General features: G+C 44.7%; 16 protein-coding genes. 12 read left to right on the forward strand and 4 right to left on the reverse strand.

Translation table 11 applies throughout. The features are described 5' to 3' along the window. Positions 1-691: 691 nt before the first annotated feature. The 6 genes from C558_RS0113940 (at position 692) to C558_RS0113965 (ending at position 5088) form a co-directional block, all read left to right on the forward strand. On the forward strand, positions 692-1399 hold the full coding sequence (locus C558_RS0113940) for an HAD family hydrolase (RefSeq protein ID WP_018756895.1): 708 nt from the start codon (positions 692-694) through the stop codon (positions 1397-1399). Between the two features lie 48 nt (positions 1400-1447). Continuing rightward, the gene (locus C558_RS0113945) at positions 1448-2104 is read left to right on the forward strand and encodes an HD domain-containing protein (protein ID WP_018756896.1); all 657 of its coding nucleotides are present in this window, start codon (positions 1448-1450) and stop codon (positions 2102-2104) included. A 296-nt stretch (positions 2105-2400) separates the two neighbouring features. Further along, positions 2401-2880, forward strand: coding sequence for a MarR family winged helix-turn-helix transcriptional regulator (locus C558_RS0113950; protein ID WP_245583802.1), 480 nt, complete (start codon positions 2401-2403; stop codon positions 2878-2880). 54 nt (positions 2881-2934) lie between these two features. Then, positions 2935-3777 (forward strand): SDR family oxidoreductase, encoded by an 843-nt coding sequence (locus tag C558_RS0113955; RefSeq protein WP_018756898.1) that lies wholly within the window; start codon positions 2935-2937, stop codon positions 3775-3777. Further along, positions 3774-4262, forward strand: coding sequence for an anthrone oxygenase family protein (locus C558_RS0113960; RefSeq protein WP_018756899.1), 489 nt, complete (start codon positions 3774-3776; stop codon positions 4260-4262). The genes C558_RS0113955 and C558_RS0113960 overlap by 4 nt, the downstream gene beginning before the upstream one ends. A 274-nt stretch (positions 4263-4536) precedes the next feature. Continuing rightward, a complete protein-coding gene (locus tag C558_RS0113965) occupies positions 4537-5088 on the forward strand; it encodes a hypothetical protein (protein ID WP_245583803.1) in 552 nt (183 codons plus the stop codon). Positions 5089-5702: 614 nt separating this feature from the next. Here the strand turns inward: C558_RS0113965 and C558_RS0113975 are convergent. Next, positions 5703-7421 (reverse strand): alpha-keto acid decarboxylase family protein, encoded by a 1719-nt coding sequence (locus C558_RS0113975; RefSeq protein WP_018756902.1) that lies wholly within the window; start codon positions 7419-7421, stop codon positions 5703-5705. Positions 7422-7685: 264 nt separating this feature from the next. Here C558_RS0113975 and C558_RS0113980 point away from each other — a divergent pair, with 264 nt between their 5' ends. Further along, complete coding sequence (locus C558_RS0113980; RefSeq protein ID WP_018756903.1) at positions 7686-9155, forward strand: erythromycin esterase family protein; 1470 nt, start codon at positions 7686-7688, stop codon at positions 9153-9155. A 76-nt stretch (positions 9156-9231) separates the two neighbouring features. Here the strand turns inward: C558_RS0113980 and C558_RS0113985 are convergent, their stop codons facing one another. After that, positions 9232-9975 (reverse strand): suppressor of fused domain protein, encoded by a 744-nt coding sequence (locus C558_RS0113985; RefSeq protein ID WP_018756904.1) that lies wholly within the window; start codon positions 9973-9975, stop codon positions 9232-9234. Positions 9976-10142: 167 nt separating this feature from the next. Between C558_RS0113985 and C558_RS0113990 the strand changes: the two genes are divergently transcribed. The 5 genes from C558_RS0113990 to C558_RS0114010 all read left to right on the forward strand — a co-directional run bounded on the left by C558_RS0113990 (position 10143) and on the right by C558_RS0114010 (position 14636). After that, positions 10143-10568, forward strand: a complete 426-nt coding sequence (locus C558_RS0113990) for a MarR family winged helix-turn-helix transcriptional regulator (RefSeq protein WP_018756905.1) — start codon at positions 10143-10145, stop codon at positions 10566-10568. 3 nt (positions 10569-10571) lie between these two features. Beyond that, positions 10572-11618 carry a hypothetical protein gene (locus tag C558_RS0113995; protein WP_018756906.1) on the forward strand — a complete coding sequence of 349 codons (1047 nt, stop codon included), beginning with the start codon at positions 10572-10574 and terminating at the stop codon, positions 11616-11618. A 132-nt stretch (positions 11619-11750) separates the two neighbouring features. Next, the gene (locus C558_RS0114000; protein ID WP_018756907.1) at positions 11751-12635 is read left to right on the forward strand and encodes a helix-turn-helix transcriptional regulator; all 885 of its coding nucleotides are present in this window, start codon (positions 11751-11753) and stop codon (positions 12633-12635) included. Between the two features lie 218 nt (positions 12636-12853). Next, positions 12854-13057 (forward strand): helix-turn-helix domain-containing protein, encoded by a 204-nt coding sequence (locus C558_RS0114005; RefSeq protein WP_018756908.1) that lies wholly within the window; start codon positions 12854-12856, stop codon positions 13055-13057. A gap of 343 nt (positions 13058-13400) precedes the next feature. Beyond that, positions 13401-14636: a site-specific integrase gene (locus tag C558_RS0114010; protein WP_018756909.1), complete on the forward strand. Its 1236-nt coding sequence runs from the start codon at positions 13401-13403 to the stop codon at positions 14634-14636. 79 nt (positions 14637-14715) lie between these two features. On the opposite strand, the gene C558_RS0114015 is transcribed toward C558_RS0114010, so the two are convergent. Together C558_RS0114015 and C558_RS0114020 are read right to left on the reverse strand one after the other, a co-directional pair. After that, positions 14716-15717 (reverse strand): N-acetylglucosamine kinase, encoded by a 1002-nt coding sequence (locus C558_RS0114015; RefSeq protein ID WP_018756910.1) that lies wholly within the window; start codon positions 15715-15717, stop codon positions 14716-14718. After that, the gene (locus C558_RS0114020; protein WP_018756911.1) at positions 15717-17018 is read right to left on the reverse strand and encodes a 6-phospho-beta-glucosidase; all 1302 of its coding nucleotides are present in this window, start codon (positions 17016-17018) and stop codon (positions 15717-15719) included. Before C558_RS0114020 ends, C558_RS0114015 begins: the two co-directional genes overlap by 1 nt. Between the last annotated feature and the right edge of the window lie 44 nt (positions 17019-17062).

Here is a 17062-nt window from a genome sequence, read left to right on the forward strand (position 1 = left end):
GAACCGGATCATAAGCCTCGCACCTTTTCTGGACAGGGAAAATCTCGAGAAGTTGATTGGTGGAGTCGAAGCTGAATATCTTAGCCCGGATCTGCTGGCAAGTCTTGCTCCTTTCGTCGATCAAGGGACATTGAGCAGAATGGTGACAAACTTATTAAATAAAGTAAAGTAGACATGTATATCGGAGATTGGTGATGCATGGACCGTCGGCGATCCCCAAAGCTACCGGCTTGAAATTTCGGTAGCTTTTTGTTTGGATTTTCGGATCATTGTGAACCAGCAATACACAGAAACCTTCCAAAGTTTTATTGTTGTCACGACACCAAGAGGCCAAACCGATTGTCGCAGACGCTGCTACTGGCTGCGGTAGTCTTGAGAAAATAAAGCATTAGACTGAAAAATAAAGGATTCGATTGTTGAGGATAAAGTTCTGGACTAGGCAACGGCGTTAATCTAACGGGACACGATAGTTCAATAAACATCAGGACGAGGCTGCCGGCATGTAACGGCAGCCTCGTTGAGCTAACGGGCAGAATAATGGTATACACAAAGGAATTTATTCAAGAACTGTGGAATTACTTGTTTAAACTCCATTTTTTATTGCTCCACTTGGATTGATAGAATTGGTAAAGGCAAGTAATACTTGACTAACTGCGGATGAGCATTCGACGCTTTCAATGGGGGAGACGATTTGAGAAAATATAGTTTGCTATTATTTGATTTGGACGATACGCTCCTAGACAATTCTTCATGGTTTAGCGTTGGACTCATTCAAACTCTTGGAATTCATTCCGTAACTAGAACACTTGACGCATCTGTATTCTTAGAGCAAATGTTGCATCCTCCGAAAATGATTTTGGAGCCATTTATAAGACGCGAGATTTCTCCGGAGGCATTCAAGAAAGCTCGATGGAGCCATGCTTTGTCCTATTTCAATGTTAGATCGGATGCAATACTCATTGATGAAATTGATGCGCTTTTCTTCAAGACAAGTATGGATTACGTCTGCGCAAATGAATCAATTTCCGCATTACTCAAGGATTTAAAACGTTACTATGACGTTGGAATCGTCACCAATGGATTATACGACCCTCGATTAAAAATTCAGCAAATGGGACTGGCAGAAGTGTTCAGTGATGACACCATATTTCACGCAGAGCAGTTAGGGTATCGCAAACCAGATCCGCAAATTTATGCCGTTGCGTTAGAGCACTTTGGCAAAAAATCCGATGAGACGCTCTTTATTGGTGATTCTTGGACTCACGATGTAGTAGGTCCAATGGAAACTGGGATAGACGCTATCTGGGTTAACCCAAAGGGGCTCCACCAAACTACAAACCATAGTCCAGTAGCAATTGTGCCTGATGTTACAGAAATACGGCGTTTATTACTCAATTAATTGGGGGGACTAAATGAGCGATTAAAAACATAACATGGAGTTGATTAAATGGAGTTTGTTGAAGATAGATTATATGCAGAGCAATTGTTAAATGAGGCGGCAATATCAAATCCAGGAACTTGGGTTCAACACTCAATAAACGTGGCAAGAGCGGCGGAATATATAGCAATAGATTTACTAAAGGCAGGGTACGAAATTGACCCGAATATTGCTTATACAAGTGGACTATTACATGATATCGGTCGGTATGTAGGTTATACCCCATCAGTTACTCATTCATTGGATGGTTATTTATTTATGATTAATAAGGGCTACGAGGGAACAGCTAATGTTTGCGTTACGCACTCATTTCCATCAACAAACTTAGAGACAATTAACGGTTGGAAGGAAATTCCTCCGCACGTACAGATACAATTAAGTGAGATACTAAATCAAATTGAATGGACTATCTATGACAAACTAGTTACATTATGTGATGCATTAGCAGATGATAAAGGATTTTTAACAATAGAAAAGCGAATTGTTTCGGCTGCCATTAGAAATGGAATCAATTCTAATTCGCCAATTTTATGGAAGGGCTACTTCAGTATTAAGCAAGAAATTGAGAAAGTAATTCAAAAATCAATTTACAGGTTGCTTCCTAATATTGAGGAATCCATATATACGGATATGGCGTTAATAGGAACCGTAAGTACCATGAAATAATCCAATTTAGAACTGCCATATAAGCACTCATTCATTGAACTAACGGGGAACGTTGAATAACAACAGTGGCAGTCTAAGACTTTATTTTTTTAAGTCTTGGTCCGCCGCTGTTTTTTTAATGGAGCAGTCCAATACTTATTCTTCAAAAGTTATCCTTTTTTCAATTCAAAAACTGAGTCAAATCAACGACTCCTGCTAATACTTTATTTTCACCAACATGAAATGCAAAACAGTTTAAAGTAAGTGATGTAAAAAAAATGGGTTTACATTTATTGGGATATCCTTTATAATTGTGTGTGCAAGCAACTTTAATTACTTTTACTCAGAAAGAAGGCAGAAAAATGCTTGAGATATTTTTCAAAGAATGTCTGTATTTTACCGCGAGTCGTCTTAGCAGGGTCATTACCAAAATGGCGGAAAGGGAATTTGCAACCATAGGATTGTCGCCGACTTCTGCATTTTTGCTGATGGCCGTGTATGAAAAAGAAAGCATTTCACAGAAAGAGATCGCGCAGATTCTTCACCTTCAGCCTTCAACGGTGACTCGATTAATCGAAAAGCTTATTGCTAAAGGCGTGATCGTTAACCGTGTGGAAGGGAGGATGTCGCTAATATCGTCGACAGAAAAAGGCATAGCATTGGCAGATGAGATTCAACGGTGCTGGACGAATCTTCGCAGCAATTACAATGATATTTTGGGTGAAAAGCAAGGAGATGAATTAACTTTACAGATCTTTGAGGCAAGCGAACAATTGGAGTTTATAGAAAAAGGTTAGGTTCTTCAATAAAAAAATTGTATGTACAAACAATTAATTATGAGGAGGATGTTTATGAATATTCGTACAGGGGAAAAGTTTTTGGTTCTAGGCGGTACAGGGAAGACAGGACGTCGTGTGGCGGAAAGATTGACTGGTCAAGGATTGCCAGTTCGCATCGGGTCTCGTTCCGGTGAAGTGCCTTTTGATTGGGAGAACCCGTCTACATGGGAAGCGGCTCTGCACGATGTTAGAGCAGTCTATATCACTTACTACCCAGATCTGGCTGTGCCAGGGGCAGCCGATGCAATTGGTTCTTTTGCCAGATTGGCAGTGGAAAACGGGATAAAGCGGCTGGTACTCTTATCAGGCCGAGGTGAGGAAGAAGCTCAGCTTAGTGAGCTGGCACTGCAGAACTCAGGGGCTGATTGGACGATCCTGCGGGCGAGCTGGTTCAGCCAAAACTTCAGTGAGAACTTCTTGCTCGACTTTGTACTGAGCGGTACGGTCGCCTTGCCGGTAGGCGATGTGAAGGAGCCGTTTATCGATGCGGATGACATTGCGGATGTCGCCGTTGCGGCACTTTCCGATGATCGTCATATCGGCAAGCTTTACGAGTTGACTGGGCCGCGTTTGCTGACCTTCGCGGAAGCAGTTAGGGAGATTGCTAATGCGAGCGGGCAGGATGTTAGGTATGTGCAAATTTCCGCGGAGGCGTTTACGTCAGCGCTGACGCAGGAAGGTTTACCGGAAGATGTTATATCACTGCTGAACTATTTATTCATTCAAGTGTTGGACGGTCGTAACGCGCATCTGACGGATGGTGTTCAGGTAGCTCTTGGTCGTGAACCGCTTGATTTTGCTGACTATGCGAAGAAAGTGGCCGCTGCTGGCATCTGGGGAGCCACGCAGAAATGAAAGGTTTTCTAACTTTGTTAACTTTTTCTTCGGCACTGGGGTCCGGATTGATTGCCGGAATATTCTTCGCCTTCTCGGCATTCGTGATGACAGCTCTCTCCCGCATCCCTGCAGCACAAGGGATTAATGCCATGCAATCCATTAATGTCGTCGTGCTCAATTTTTGGTTTAGTTTCGTATTTTTCGGAACAGCTTTAGCAAGTGTTGTACTCGCGATCGTCTCTCTCGCTAGATGGAGTCAGGCAGGATCGAAGGCTCTGTTCATCGGCAGTCTTTTATATCTAATCAGCTTTATGGTGACGGCAGTACTCAATGTGCCATTGAATGATTCGCTTGCCGTCGTTGATCCAGGCAGTACAGCTGGGGCTGACCTCTGGTCGCGTTATGTCGTCAGTTGGACAGCATGGAATACTGTACGTACGCTTGCATCCTTAGCTGCACTTGCTTCTTTCATCATTGCGCTCATATCGGCAACTCGCGGTTAAGCGATTTCGAAAATAGGAAAAAAAGATAAACGGTTCTTTCGCAAATGAAGCGAATGGTGTTAGGCTAGGATAAGGCACCTTTTAAAGCACTACATGCTTCCCGCGTATGTTCTTTAATTAATAATTGGAAATGAAATATAATGAAGAGGACGTAGCCCACGCAAAGGCGCGGGAGCGTCCTTTTTTGTTGAACTAACGAGCAGATTAGTGGAACAAAGAGGAGGAAGAGGGAGAGTAGCTAATTATGAGGAGATTCCGCTTATTTTTACTTATTATGGTTATTTTGTTTTTATCGGCTTGTCAATCATCAGAACAATTAAAGCCGATAAAAGAAGAAACAATTGATTTCGACATAAACACTGCAATTGAAATGGTTGAGAGGAAAGAAAAAATGATCATTGATTTAGCGTTGAGGGAAAAGGTGTCAGAACTGGAGTATAAGGAATTAGAGAAATCTTTTACCGAAGAGTTTGGAGACCATGCTAAGGATATTCTATCTATATTATTTATCAATAATATGGATTCCGATCCCGAGTCAGATAAGTATGTACAACAGAACACATTATACCCAACTGTCTTTCATAAAGGAATAACAATAACAAATGCGGTCATTTATAAGAGTTACTTCGAGAATGAGTTTTTTAATCAAACTAGATTAAGCATTAAGGAAGAATATGTTGGTGATGATGAGAAGCTAAAGGATTGGAAAAGAGAATACATGTTTACCCCAAACAAAAATGGAGAGTGGGAATTAAATGGATTTTCTGGAGAGATGAATTTCTTAGGAGAAGATTATAATATGAATTATTTAGAGTTAAAGAGGTAAATAGTTAATCATTGAAGACCATCTCATGTCGATATGGCAAAAGAATCTCATGGAGCACAAGCTACAAATTACCGAGAGATCGTGCGCTCGAACCAACAATTATAATAGTGAGATTCAAATAAAAGTTAGCGTGTGATAACGTTTGTTACATATGAAGGAATGGAACATGGTATCCCCAACTATGGAAGCCGTCAAAATAAATTTATTAGATGATACGAAAGTTGAACAAGCTATCGAGGAATTAAGAAAACTATGGGATTTGACTTTAATTGTTTAATTGATTGATATGTATTGGGACATGATTCGCGAGCGCTACCCCGAGTTGAAATTATTAAGCTAACGAGAGACGTTAGCGTGGAGTAGCGTGCTGCGACAGCTGCTCCTTTTTCTATTGAAGTAACGGGCAGTTTAGTTCAAGATCATTCGCGGTGGACCTTACCACAAATGGCGGCTAAATTTCTTGGCGGGAAGGGTTTAATGGCGATTAAAGATACTGGAGTGTGTTGGAATAGGTGAGGCCCGATAAGCTTGGTTCATGAGCTTATCGGGCCTTTTTTTAAGAATGCTTATCATGTTTACGAAGTAAGAAAAGTCTAACCTAGGTCCCGCTGATTCTAATTCTGGCTTCGCTGCTTCTCCTGCATCTCCAAATAGTTACGCATCCGGCGCATATTTTCGGGTGCGTCCATAGGATCCGCGGCGATCATTTCAATGATACAGATTCTTCCGGCACGTTCCTTATCAGCTTGGGTTATCGCCTGATCAAGCTCTCCATAGGTCCGGACAGTCACGGCAAACGCATTGCCTCCAAAAGCTTCGATCAGCTTGGAGTATGACCACCGCGGAATTTTGTTATATTGCTGATCCTCTGTTTTGACATTTAAATATTTCTCGATCGTATAACCATCGTTGTTCAAGACGAAGATAATGGGCTTGCATTCATAATAGAGCATGGAGCTGATCTCTTGTGCTGTCAACTGCAAGGAGCCGTCACCTGTAAATAATAAAACCCGTCTGTCCGGCGCAGCGATACTGGCACCGTATGCTGAGGGTGTGGCATAACCGATGGACTCCCAGCCTCCCTGAGCAATATACGTTACATTGCGCGGCAGTCTCACCTGCGCCATCCCGTTGTAAAACGTACCGGTCTCGGCGATCACAATATCTCCCTCTTTCAGCATCTGCTGAAAACGAGGATAATAAATGGCCGCAGTTAGTGGCTCATCAGTACCGCCGGTTATTTGGTCGTACGGGAATGTCGCTTTTCCCGCCAAACCTTGGCCTTTGTACCCAACCTTCTGCACCGCAAGCAGCATGTCGGCTGCGAACACATTCGGATATTCCGCTTCTGCGACCTTAACCATGTCCGGTTGAATATTGACTGTCACCAGTGGGTTCAGCTTCGCGGTGAAGTTTGCGGTGTTAGTGTCCGCCCATACCATGCCTACCGCAATGACACAGTCTGCATTTTCTACCGTGGCTTGGACTTCAGAACTTCCGAAAGAGCCTTCGTACATCCCGATATAATTCGAATGGGTTTCGTCGAATGCCCCCTTTCCGAACATCATTGTCGCAACAGGTACATTCATGGCGTCGGCCAACTGCCGAACCGCTGTCTCTAGGCCGAAACGCATTGTTTTGACATCAACCAGAATGACTGGCCGGTGGGTACGGTCCAGCAGCTGGCGGACATGTTCCGTTGCTGCCTGAAGGGTTTTCAGATTGGACGTTGGACGCGGCGGTATCGGCTCTCTCCGGGCAAGGATCGGTTTGGTCACTAAATCATCAGCCACAACCAGGTATACCGGCTTTTTCTTTTCCTTCGCAATGCGAATAGCGACAGGAATTTCAATCTCGGCGTTTTCCGGTGTCAGCACCGCGGTATAAGCTGTAATCAGCTCATACACTTTGTGGAAGACGTCGAAATTTCCATTCATTAGAGTGTGGTGCATTAGCTTGTGTTCCTTTTGATCCTTCTCTGGAGGCGCACCCACGATGTGTATCAGCGGCACATGCTCGCTGTTAGCTCCCGCTATCGCATTGCAGGCACTGAGCTCTCCGACCCCGAAAGTCGTAATAAGAGCGGACAGACCTTTGATTCTTGCGTAGCCATCCGCCGCATAACCTGAGTTCAATTCGTTCCGTCCACTCATAAACCGGACGCCGTTATACCGCTCCAGCGTATCCAATAGTGAAAAATTATAGTCTCCGGCAACGCCAAAAATTTCGGTAATGCCCTCCAACTTTAGGCAATCGAACAAGTACTGGCCAAGTGTTTTTTGAGCTGCTCCAATTTGAGGGTTAGAGCTGCCCACCCCTGACATCGTTCCCATCTCTTGCTCACTCCCTATTCTTTTAAGTCTGTTCTTGTATAAGATTCCCTTTTCATTGGACTGGTTATTCACTAAGGGATGTTCTATATGCTAGTGTTCTGTGTGACCAAGAATACTCCAAATCCAAGTATCCATGACTATAATCAACTCCAGCAATATTATTGTGTTCAAATAAAGATAGCAATAATGATCAAAAAGGTAGGGTGCAATTTATGTATTCTTGAAAAAGAACGTAAATTACTTTTCGGTGAGGAGTTAGATTCAATGACATGGAACACGAATACCCTTGGTTTGCGTCGCTTTTTGTGCATGCCGCTCACGTTGATCATGCTTAGTGCCTCGATGACATCTGCTGTTATTCCGGTAAAGACCGCATATGGGGAAGCAGCGGTGGGAACTTCGTCCCAACCCATGAACGAGACAATAGTACATGAACAGCAAGTCAGAACAGCAAGATCGTATCAGGCCGCTTTATCCGATTGGAAGCGTTGGGCCGCGGATCATGCTTATGCATTAAATTCGATTCAACCGGAACCATGGTCTTCGAACGGAGGATCCATTGCGCAGGACAAATTTAGCGACCTAGATATGCTGAACCCCTTGCTCGCTGATAAGCGAATTGTCTATTTAGGAGAAAATTCACATGGGGTGGCCGAATTTAACCTCGTCAAAACGCGCTTCATTCAATATTTGCACCAAACGCTAGGATATAACATTGTTGCATTTGAAAGTGGTTTGGGCGATGCTGCCCTTGCACAAGGACGGATAAAAAAGACGGCGACCCAGGAGACGATGATGCGTTCCATATTTGGCGTATGGTGGACGGAAGAGACAAAGCCGTTGTTCGAGTACATGAAGGAGACACATAAGAGCGAATCTCCTTTGCGGCTGATGGGTTTCGATATTCAGGTGCAATCCCCGCTATTTCAGGATGCGAATTGGATTCCAAGCAAAGGGCTGAAGGACAGAGCGCTGCAAGCGGAACAAGAGGTTCATAAGTGGAGAATGAGCAAGGATCTCAGAGGATTCCTCAAGGCCAAGCCTGAGCTGATTAAGGTGTATGAAGAGCTATTGCAGGTCGTGACTAAGAATGAAAATGCGCTGAAGATGGACTATCCCGATGAGCCGCATATCGTCAAGTTGATGAAGCGAGCGCTAGAGGATCGCATCCGGGTCATCCAGGAGTTTAATGAGCTGTGCATCCAATCCAATCTATTAACAGAACAAGGGGATTATAGCGGCGCTCAGTCCATGATGGAATGGCGCGATCGTGCGATGGCTAGCAATCTTGCATGGCTGGCGACAGAAATTTATCCGGAAGAGAAAATCATCGTATGGGGACATAATGGCCATATCAGCAAAGCACAGTCTCTCATTCCCACCATGCCGAAGAGTATGGGAGAGCTCATGCCGAAGGAGCTGCAGCAGGAAAGCTATGTCATGGGTCTATTTATGGGTGAAGGACAAGTGGCCGAGAACACGAGGGAACCGCTTAAGCTGGATCCGATGATCCCAGGGTCTATGGAAGATATTTTATCGGCAGGAGGACAGCCATATACAATCATGGATTTACACTATCGGGAAAATGAACGGGGAAATTCGTGGATGTTCGAACGGATGATAGCCTCTTATCAGGTGATGATGCCGATGCCGCTAGAGCTAAGACGGCATTTCGACGGCGTTCTGCTGATCAAACAAGTGAAGATGCCGACATATTTGCCGAATAAGAAATAGGTGACGGCAGATATACGAAGCTGCTTTCTGTATGGAACAGAAGGCAGCTTGTTTAGCTTTCACTCAGGTCGATGTACTATTTGCAAGTATTCATTCTGTTTGCATGTAACTCAAGTACTTCATCGTCCAACTCCAATAATTTGTCCATCAGTGCATCCATGCCATGCTCTAACTTATAATCCATCTCCTCTTTATACAGAGGAATCAAGAAATAGGTATGAATCTTATTCCCGTCTTTAGTAGGGATGACGCTGATCTCTTCATTTAATTGATAGAGTACAACCCCATTCAACCCCGTTCCGTCGGCATAGGGTTCATAGTCCTGGTAATTGGGGATGGTATGTCCATAACCCAACCACGTATTATACTGATGGGGAAAACGAGCCATCTGCTTCATGAGTCGGATCGGCCAGTAGTTGTTCTCATCCTTGACGGATTCTTCAGTCATTTCCCAGGAAGCGGGAAGAAACATCATAACTTCCGCCCGATCGTATTGATCGTCGAGCTCAGCTAGTATTTCATCTGGAAGCGTCATCGGCAAGTCACTCATACCGTTTGTGTATAGTACCCAGAATGGCTCTTCTTCCGTAGGTTCCATGATATTTACATCAATATGTATGGTGTCGGATATAATCTCATGAAAGACACTGCTTGTTCGTCCGGGAAATACCGTTTCGAAATGTGCAACGATTTCTTCTACGTATTCCATTGGAGCTGGCGGCGCATAATAGGCACTTTCTTCGTATTTGTAAATCGTAGTGCCGTCATTCGACTTTTCTCCGTCGTTCTTACCGCCGAATATCTTTTTAAGGAAACCCATCTAATCCTCTCTCCTCATCTCAGTTGGTGGAAAATATTGATAATGTTAGTCTATCATATTACAGCCCCCTTCTGACAAGGATATCCTCGCCTTATTTTCATATGTACTTTTACTTTACCTTACCTTATAGTTAAGTTAACTTAATTATTAAGTGGGGTGTATTAAACGTGAAAAATGATCTTATTCAACAAATTAACGGTTTACTAAATCGTTTAAGCGTTCAATTAGCAAGCAGATTTGAGCATCAAATTGATAATGAGCTTACAGTGAAGCAGGTTTTATTATTAGAGCTCATCCGGACCGGCTGCGCTTCAACGAAGGATTTAGCTGCCCAATTGAATATATCCATGAGTGCCGTTAGTCAAATTCTCAACAAACTAGAGACCAAAGAATACATTACCCGCAGTATCAACCCGGAAAATCGTCGTGAAATTGTACTGAAGCTGGCGGCGAAGGGCGAGCGGTACTTCGAAGAGGCGCAAACGCTTGAAGAGGAGATCAACCGCGAGATTTATGGACAGCTGCCTGTAGAAGACTTGGAGCAAATGGTTCGTATCCTCGAACAATTAAACGGGATTGTGAAAGGGGAATAGTCGATGCGTGTCATTGAAAGAGGTAAGTATGTTTGGCTTTTATTGTTGGGATTTGTTCTATGCAGCAATTACATGCTCTATCGCACGCATATCGGAGATCAATTACTCCCATCCCACACGAATGGGGTCGTATTAGGGTCCTTATTTGATCTGATCATCATGCTGCCGCTACTCTCGATGTTGTACCGTAAGAAGTTCTCTCTTAAGACAGCTGTAATTCTGTCTGCGGCAGGATGCATATTAGCGAGGTTTCTCATTCCGCATCATCTATTAGAACCTTTTACAGCGATTACTTGGGCCGGTATTGCAGTCGAGGCGGGGCTCATCATCTTTGAACTGATGCTCATTGTTACGCTTGTCCATTACATGCCCAAAGTCATAAAAAAGGTGAAAACGAGCACACTACCGGCCGTTTTTGCTTTCCCTCAGGCAATCGATGAACACATACACAAAAATCCAATCATTCAGATGATCTGTTCAGAAGCGATGATGTTCTATTATGCTTTCTTCAGTTGGAAAAAGACGCCGCCGCCAGGGATCACACTGTATAAACGCTCAAGCTACATTGCATTCCAAGTGATGATGATCCATGCCATTGTCATTGAAACATTAGGTCTCCATCTATGGCTGCATCAAAAATCGATCGTTATTTCGATCATCTTACTCGTTCTGAATGTATATTCGGTCATTTTTTTCTTGGCAGATATTCAAGCGGTCCGATTGAATCCGGTCCATATCCACAAGGGCTCCTTGTTTCTCTCTCTTGGATTAATGAAGCGTGTAGAGATCTCATTTGACAATATTGAGTGTATCGTTGAAGATCGTGCGATTCTTGAAAGCAAGTTATCGAAGGATACGATGGAGTTCATTGCGCGAGATTTTGAAAAGATTCATCCGGATCTCATTTTAAAAATGAAAACACCTGTCAAAGCAACCTTAATGATGGGTATCCAAAAGGAATATTCTCAAATCGCTATTCGTTCGGATCAGCCAGCACAGCTAAGAGAAATGATTGTGCATCAAATGGAGAATAACAGCCTGAAGTTTTAAATCGCAGCACGTGAGGAGATGGGGTGATATATCCGTTCCCCACGTGTTTTTTTCAGAGCAGGCGAAACAAAGCAATATATGTCAAAAAAGCAACGGCTGCTTCTGTTATTTTGTTCCTAAGGAGGTTATGAATTGAGCTATAGTCCGATCATCCAACAGTCGATTGCCTTTATAGAAACGCATTTGCACGAAGAATTGTCGCTAGAGAGCATGGCTAAGTTTGCAGGGTTTTCAAAGTATCATTACCATCGGATTTTTCAGCAAGAGGTTGGCGTAACCGTATCGGAATATATTCGATTTCGGAGAATTGCAGATTCGTCCAATATGTTACTGTTCACAGATGACAAAATTATAGATATTGCGATCTATTATCGCTTTGAAAGCCAAGAATCGTTCACCCGTTCTTTTAAGAAATACTATCAATTACCGCCAGGGCAGTATCGCAAAATCATGGGCAAATTAACGATGCAAAGGGAGGAAATGAAAATGAAAAATGAACAATTATTAAAAGGATGGCAATTAAGCGGAAGTCACCCCTTTAATTATCAGATGGGGATTGACCGGGAAACCTTCCATCAAGGGAAAGCATCCGGATTTTTAAAGTCAGTTACAGTTGTACAGACGGAAGGCGAATTTGCAACGATGATGCAGCAATTCAAAGCGGACAAATATATCGGCAAAAGATTAAAGCTCTCAGGGTTTATCAAAACAAAGGCAGTGAGCGGGTTTTGCGGGTTCTGGATGCGAGTCGACGATGCGCTTCATGATGTACTGCAATTTGATAACATGAGTGACCGCCCTATTATCGGAGATACGGCGTGGAACCATTACAGTATCGTGCTGGATGTGCCGGATCATAGTGCCGCGATTGCTTTTGGTGTGCTGCTGTCCGGAAGCGGGCAGGTCTGGATTGATGGGCTGCAATTCGAGGAAGTGGATACCAAGGTACCTACGACGAATATTGATTTTTCGTGTGATCTTCTAGACGAGCCTATGAATTTATCGTTTGAGGAGTAGGCAAAGAAGAACATTCGTATATCATAGCCATCTAGTCGCATTTGATCATACTAGAACCTGTATGATTTTAAATCTGCGACGGCTTCGGTATACGAATGTTTTTTTTGTTTCAGTTGGTACTAATTTCGGATATTGGAGTTGCATAGGAATCATTTTAAATAACTTAGAGTAATAGGACAATTCATGCGAATTGTATAAATGACATAAGAGGTGATTTCATGCTGACACGAAAAAAAGAAGATCTACCTGAAGTAATGACTGTTGCGGATATTCAGAAATTTTTAGGTATTGGGAAAGTTCAAGCATATGATTTAGTTAAATCAGGCAAATTCCACGTTGTACATGTGGGGAGAAGGATTATCATTTCAAGGAATGGATTTTTAAAGTGGTTTGATGGAACTAGTGAGGAGCAGGCTGAGTAACCCCTGCTTCTTTTTTTGTTTTGGCACTACATCCGGCACTAAAGTTGGCACTATACTCCCGATGATTATAAGCTACATAAGGAATTAATAAATTATTAGGATCCGCATAGAATCTAGATATTCCAATACTTTGAATGATCTCTGAAGTCTAATAATGATTGGAGATAATAACCAGATAAATGACCCCAACACTATTGAAGGGTAGGGCAGATGAGAAGAACCCTCTGTTCACAAAGGTTTTTTTCTAATGCTGGGTAGTCGTTGGCGGGGAATTGGCGGCATATACTGATACGGATTAGACCGTATGTTTCAGGCGGAAGCTTGGTGTAAAGGGGATGATTCGATGCCTGTGTATAAAAATCCGAAGGCGAAGCGGAACCCATGGTATATCGAGGCGGAGGCGGGGCGAGATCCGCAGACAGGCAAGCGGATACGCTACAAACAGCGCGGATTCAGCACGAAGAAAGAAGCGGAGCTTGCGTTAGCGAAATGGCGATGCGAGATCGAGGAAGTGTTGCGAAAGCCAGAATATGGCGCAAGTGTAGATGTTCCGCAGCGCAATACAGCAGGATCCGTTGGACTGAATTTTGCCACTTATGCGCAGCGCTGGTTAGCGCAGCGTCGCGGTCTAAGTGAGAATACGCAGGAGCTGTATCAGTCGATTTTACGGACTCATCTTCTTCCCGCGTTTGGCATCATGCAGCTAACCTCGCTGACACCGCAGCAGGTTCAACATTTTGTAGATACCTTGTACTCGAAGTCTTTAACGGACACGACCATCAAGCGCATCTTCTCACTACTGCATGCGATATTACAAGCGGCGGTTAGGGCAGAACATATTCCTCGCAATATAGCGGCGCAGATCGAGAAACCGACCATCCGTCGCCGGAGGTTCGAAGTCTGGTCACTCGATCAAATTCGTGACTTTCTGATGCGTCTACAGGCAGAGGGAGATCGCTACGCAATCGCATTCTCCCTTGCTGTGCTCACCGGCATGCGGCAGGGAGAAATTCTCGGCTTACGTTGGCAGGATGTCGATTACCGGCAAGGTGTTATTCGGATGCAGCAGACGCTCACCCATCGTGGGAAGGCTTTTCAAGCAGGAGGCAAAACAGCGCAAAGCGTGCGGGTCGTTGCGTTATCGCAGGAGACGGTTCGCATGCTTGAGGCGCATCAGGCTTTCTTGATCGCAGAATGGGAGGAGAAGCGTAGATTAAGGTGTCTACATGAGATCGAGAGCGAACATGAGGAGCTTGCAGAGGAGACGCTGAGACCGCCAACACTTGTCGTCAGTACGCCTGAAGGTGGCCCGCTCTCGCCCCGCCTGCTGCATCGTTTATGGCTGCGCCTGCTTAAGGATTGGCAGCTTCCGCGCATTACGTTTCACGACTTGCGGCATACCCATGCGAGTATTCTGCTGCAGCAAGGCGTTCACCCCAAAATCGTATCCGAACGGCTCGGTCACGCCTCCGTTCATATGACCCTCAATACGTACTCCCATCTTCTTCCTCATCTTCAGCATGATATGATCGAGCCCCTAGACCAACTCCTTTTTAGTCAGCCTTTGCTCCCGCATTAACACGCATTAACGCCAAGAAGCTAAGGCGGAATGACAGCCTTAGCTTCTTTGACTTGTGAAGGAAAACCATGGATTCATGCTACGATCGATTATCTACCGAGTGGATGACCTTCTGGCGAGCTGCTTGATCCACCGGTTGACCGTGCGCAAGCTCCAACGCCCATAACACGGCGCCTGTAGCTGGCGGTACTTGCAGCAGGATATAGTTGCAGTGATGCGAGGTTAATTGTTCGATATATCGTTTGTATTTCTGTAATAGTAGGGGGCTCTCTGCTTTGACCCATACCGAACCAGCGAGTACAATGTCCACCTCATGATCGAAGTCTAAATGATGCATGCAGCCAACCGTCGAGCAGGCAAGCTGCTTGGCTGAGTGTTCGATGATGTCCAGTGCCGCCATATCCCCTCGATCTGCACAGGAGAACAGGATTTGCATCAGCTCGGTATTCGGAAGTGTTCGCTGAAGCATACCAGTTAACGCATATTCAATGAATAATTCCTGACTTGGGATCTGAAGCAGCTGCATCACCGGTCCGGTCATCGCCGTTGTCGGTCCCATCCGGTAATAGGCGTCGTATACTGCCCGGAGCGTTTTTCTTGCGAGATAAAACCCTCCCGCTTCATCGCCGGACAGTTCGCTGCCAACACCACCTACCTGCAGGCGCTTTCCGCTTGGGGATATGCCGCCAGTGGAGGTGCCGGAGCCGTTGATGGAGCATATGCCGTATCCTTTTTCACTGCCTGCTTTTACGCCAAGAAAAGAGTCATTGTCCATCGCATAATGCGTAAACCCGATTTCCTCAATCACTCGGCATAAATTCTCTTTCTGAGAAGGGATGTCGGCGCCAGCGAGTCCGAATGCCCCAGCTGCAATGTCGCTCATGGTTAACTGATTCCGCGTCAGCAGATGCTGAATATTCTCATTCATGATACGGAATGAGCTTGCATAGGCGTCGGCAAATTGCTCATGACTACATGTGCCAGTGTTGATGTGATCCACGAAATTTCCTTGCAGATCAAACAGGAAATAGTCGGTTTTGCTATTGCCGCCATCGACACCGATTATGTGATTTCGATTCATTATACCTTCGTTTCCTTTGCGAAAAATTGCGGGAGATCGGCCTTGTGAGCAGCTTTCAACTCACTGAAGCAGTGATAAGCGGCATCGTAGTCGCCGACCAATGGATTCATTAACAGGGCACGCATCGCCGCGTCCTCGTCCCCGTGTACGGCAGCAGCAACGGTTTCGCGCTCATAGGCTTTGAGCATCCGCATGTAGTCGATAATATGCCGATTTTGGAAGTCGCGAACTTTGACCGGTACGGCGCCGTCCTTGCCAACAACCGCGCACACTTCAACGGCGTCCGTGTCCTCCATGAAATCTAAAGCGCCGTTATTCAGCAGGTTCACGACATGGATTTCTTGTTTATCATTATAGATCGCATCCACAAGACTGATCGCGACTTCAGAATAGTTCGCGCCTCCGCGGGTGGATAGCAGCTCAGGTTTGGTATGAAGCTCGGCATCCATGTAGATCTTCAGCAGTTCTTCTTCGATCTGCATGCACTTCTGGCCGCGCGTTAATTCACTTTCTTTGAGTAATTTAAGCTTCTTTTCTTTGAAATAGTAGTATTCCAAATAGGAAGAAGGGATCGCCCCTACCATTTGAATGATATCTTTCGAGAATCCACTCGAAGGGATATTCTTCATTGCTTCGCTATTCAGGCCCATATCTAGCGCGGTTTTTAGATAGTCTTTACCGTCTTGCTCGATGGATGTAATCCAACTCAGATGGTTAAGGCCAATATAGGTGAACTTTGCACGTTCGAGCTGCAGGGTTTCGCGAATACTCTTGAACATGTTGAAAGGCACATTGCATAGGCCGAGCATCTTGACCTTGGTGTGATTGAGAATCGCTTCGGTAATAATGCCTGCCGGATTAGAGAAATTGATGAGCCATGCGTCCGGGCATAGCTCCTGCATGCGTTCCGCAATATGCAGCATCACCGGAATGGTGCGCATTGCTTTGAAGAATCCGCCGATACCGCACGTTTCTTGGCCGATTAAATTATATTTCAGCGGGATCGATTCATCGATGACTCTGGCGGGAAGCTTGCCGACGCGAATTTGCGCGAGTACGAAGCACGCATCACGCAATGCTTCATCCAAGTTCTGTGTCATGACTACGCGGCAGGACAGGTTCGCTGCCTGAATCATCCGTTCGCATAGACTGCCTACAATTTTAAGCTTTCTATCATCGATATCCATCAGAACGAGCTCATCGATCGGCAAAACGTCTTTACGCTTGATCATGCCTTCAATGAGCTCGGGCGTGTAGGTGCTGCCTGATCCGATGATCGCAATTTTCAATCTACTATTCATCCGCTTCTCCACCCTTCGATCCTTAGTTATCCGGAAAATGTTGC

The sequence above is a fragment of the Paenibacillus terrigena DSM 21567 genome (assembly GCF_000374845.1).
Classification (GTDB): Bacteria; Bacillota; Bacilli; order Paenibacillales; family Paenibacillaceae; genus Paenibacillus_K; species Paenibacillus_K terrigena.

What these genes read in the sequence shown, in the direction of transcription:
- C558_RS0113945 (WP_018756896.1), top strand. Translation starts at nt 1,448, where the DNA reads ATGGAGTTTGTTGAAGATAGATTATATGCAGAGCAATTGTTAAATGAG.
- C558_RS0113955 (WP_018756898.1), top strand. Translation starts at nt 2,935, where the DNA reads ATGAATATTCGTACAGGGGAAAAGTTTTTGGTTCTAGGCGGTACAGGG.
- C558_RS0113960 (WP_018756899.1), top strand. Translation starts at nt 3,774, where the DNA reads ATGAAAGGTTTTCTAACTTTGTTAACTTTTTCTTCGGCACTGGGGTCC.
- C558_RS0113965 (WP_245583803.1), top strand. Translation starts at nt 4,537, where the DNA reads ATGGTTATTTTGTTTTTATCGGCTTGTCAATCATCAGAACAATTAAAG.
- C558_RS0113975 (WP_018756902.1), bottom strand. Translation starts at nt 7,421, where the DNA reads ATGGGAACGATGTCAGGGGTGGGCAGCTCTAACCCTCAAATTGGAGCA.
- C558_RS0113980 (WP_018756903.1), top strand. Translation starts at nt 7,686, where the DNA reads ATGACATGGAACACGAATACCCTTGGTTTGCGTCGCTTTTTGTGCATG.
- C558_RS0113985 (WP_018756904.1), bottom strand. Translation starts at nt 9,975, where the DNA reads ATGGGTTTCCTTAAAAAGATATTCGGCGGTAAGAACGACGGAGAAAAG.
- C558_RS0113995 (WP_018756906.1), top strand. Translation starts at nt 10,572, where the DNA reads ATGCGTGTCATTGAAAGAGGTAAGTATGTTTGGCTTTTATTGTTGGGA.
- C558_RS0114005 (WP_018756908.1), top strand. Translation starts at nt 12,854, where the DNA reads ATGCTGACACGAAAAAAAGAAGATCTACCTGAAGTAATGACTGTTGCG.
- C558_RS0114010 (WP_018756909.1), top strand. Translation starts at nt 13,401, where the DNA reads ATGCCTGTGTATAAAAATCCGAAGGCGAAGCGGAACCCATGGTATATC.
- C558_RS0114015 (WP_018756910.1), bottom strand. Translation starts at nt 15,717, where the DNA reads ATGAATCGAAATCACATAATCGGTGTCGATGGCGGCAATAGCAAAACC.
- C558_RS0114020 (WP_018756911.1), bottom strand. Translation starts at nt 17,018, where the DNA reads ATGAATAGTAGATTGAAAATTGCGATCATCGGATCAGGCAGCACCTAC.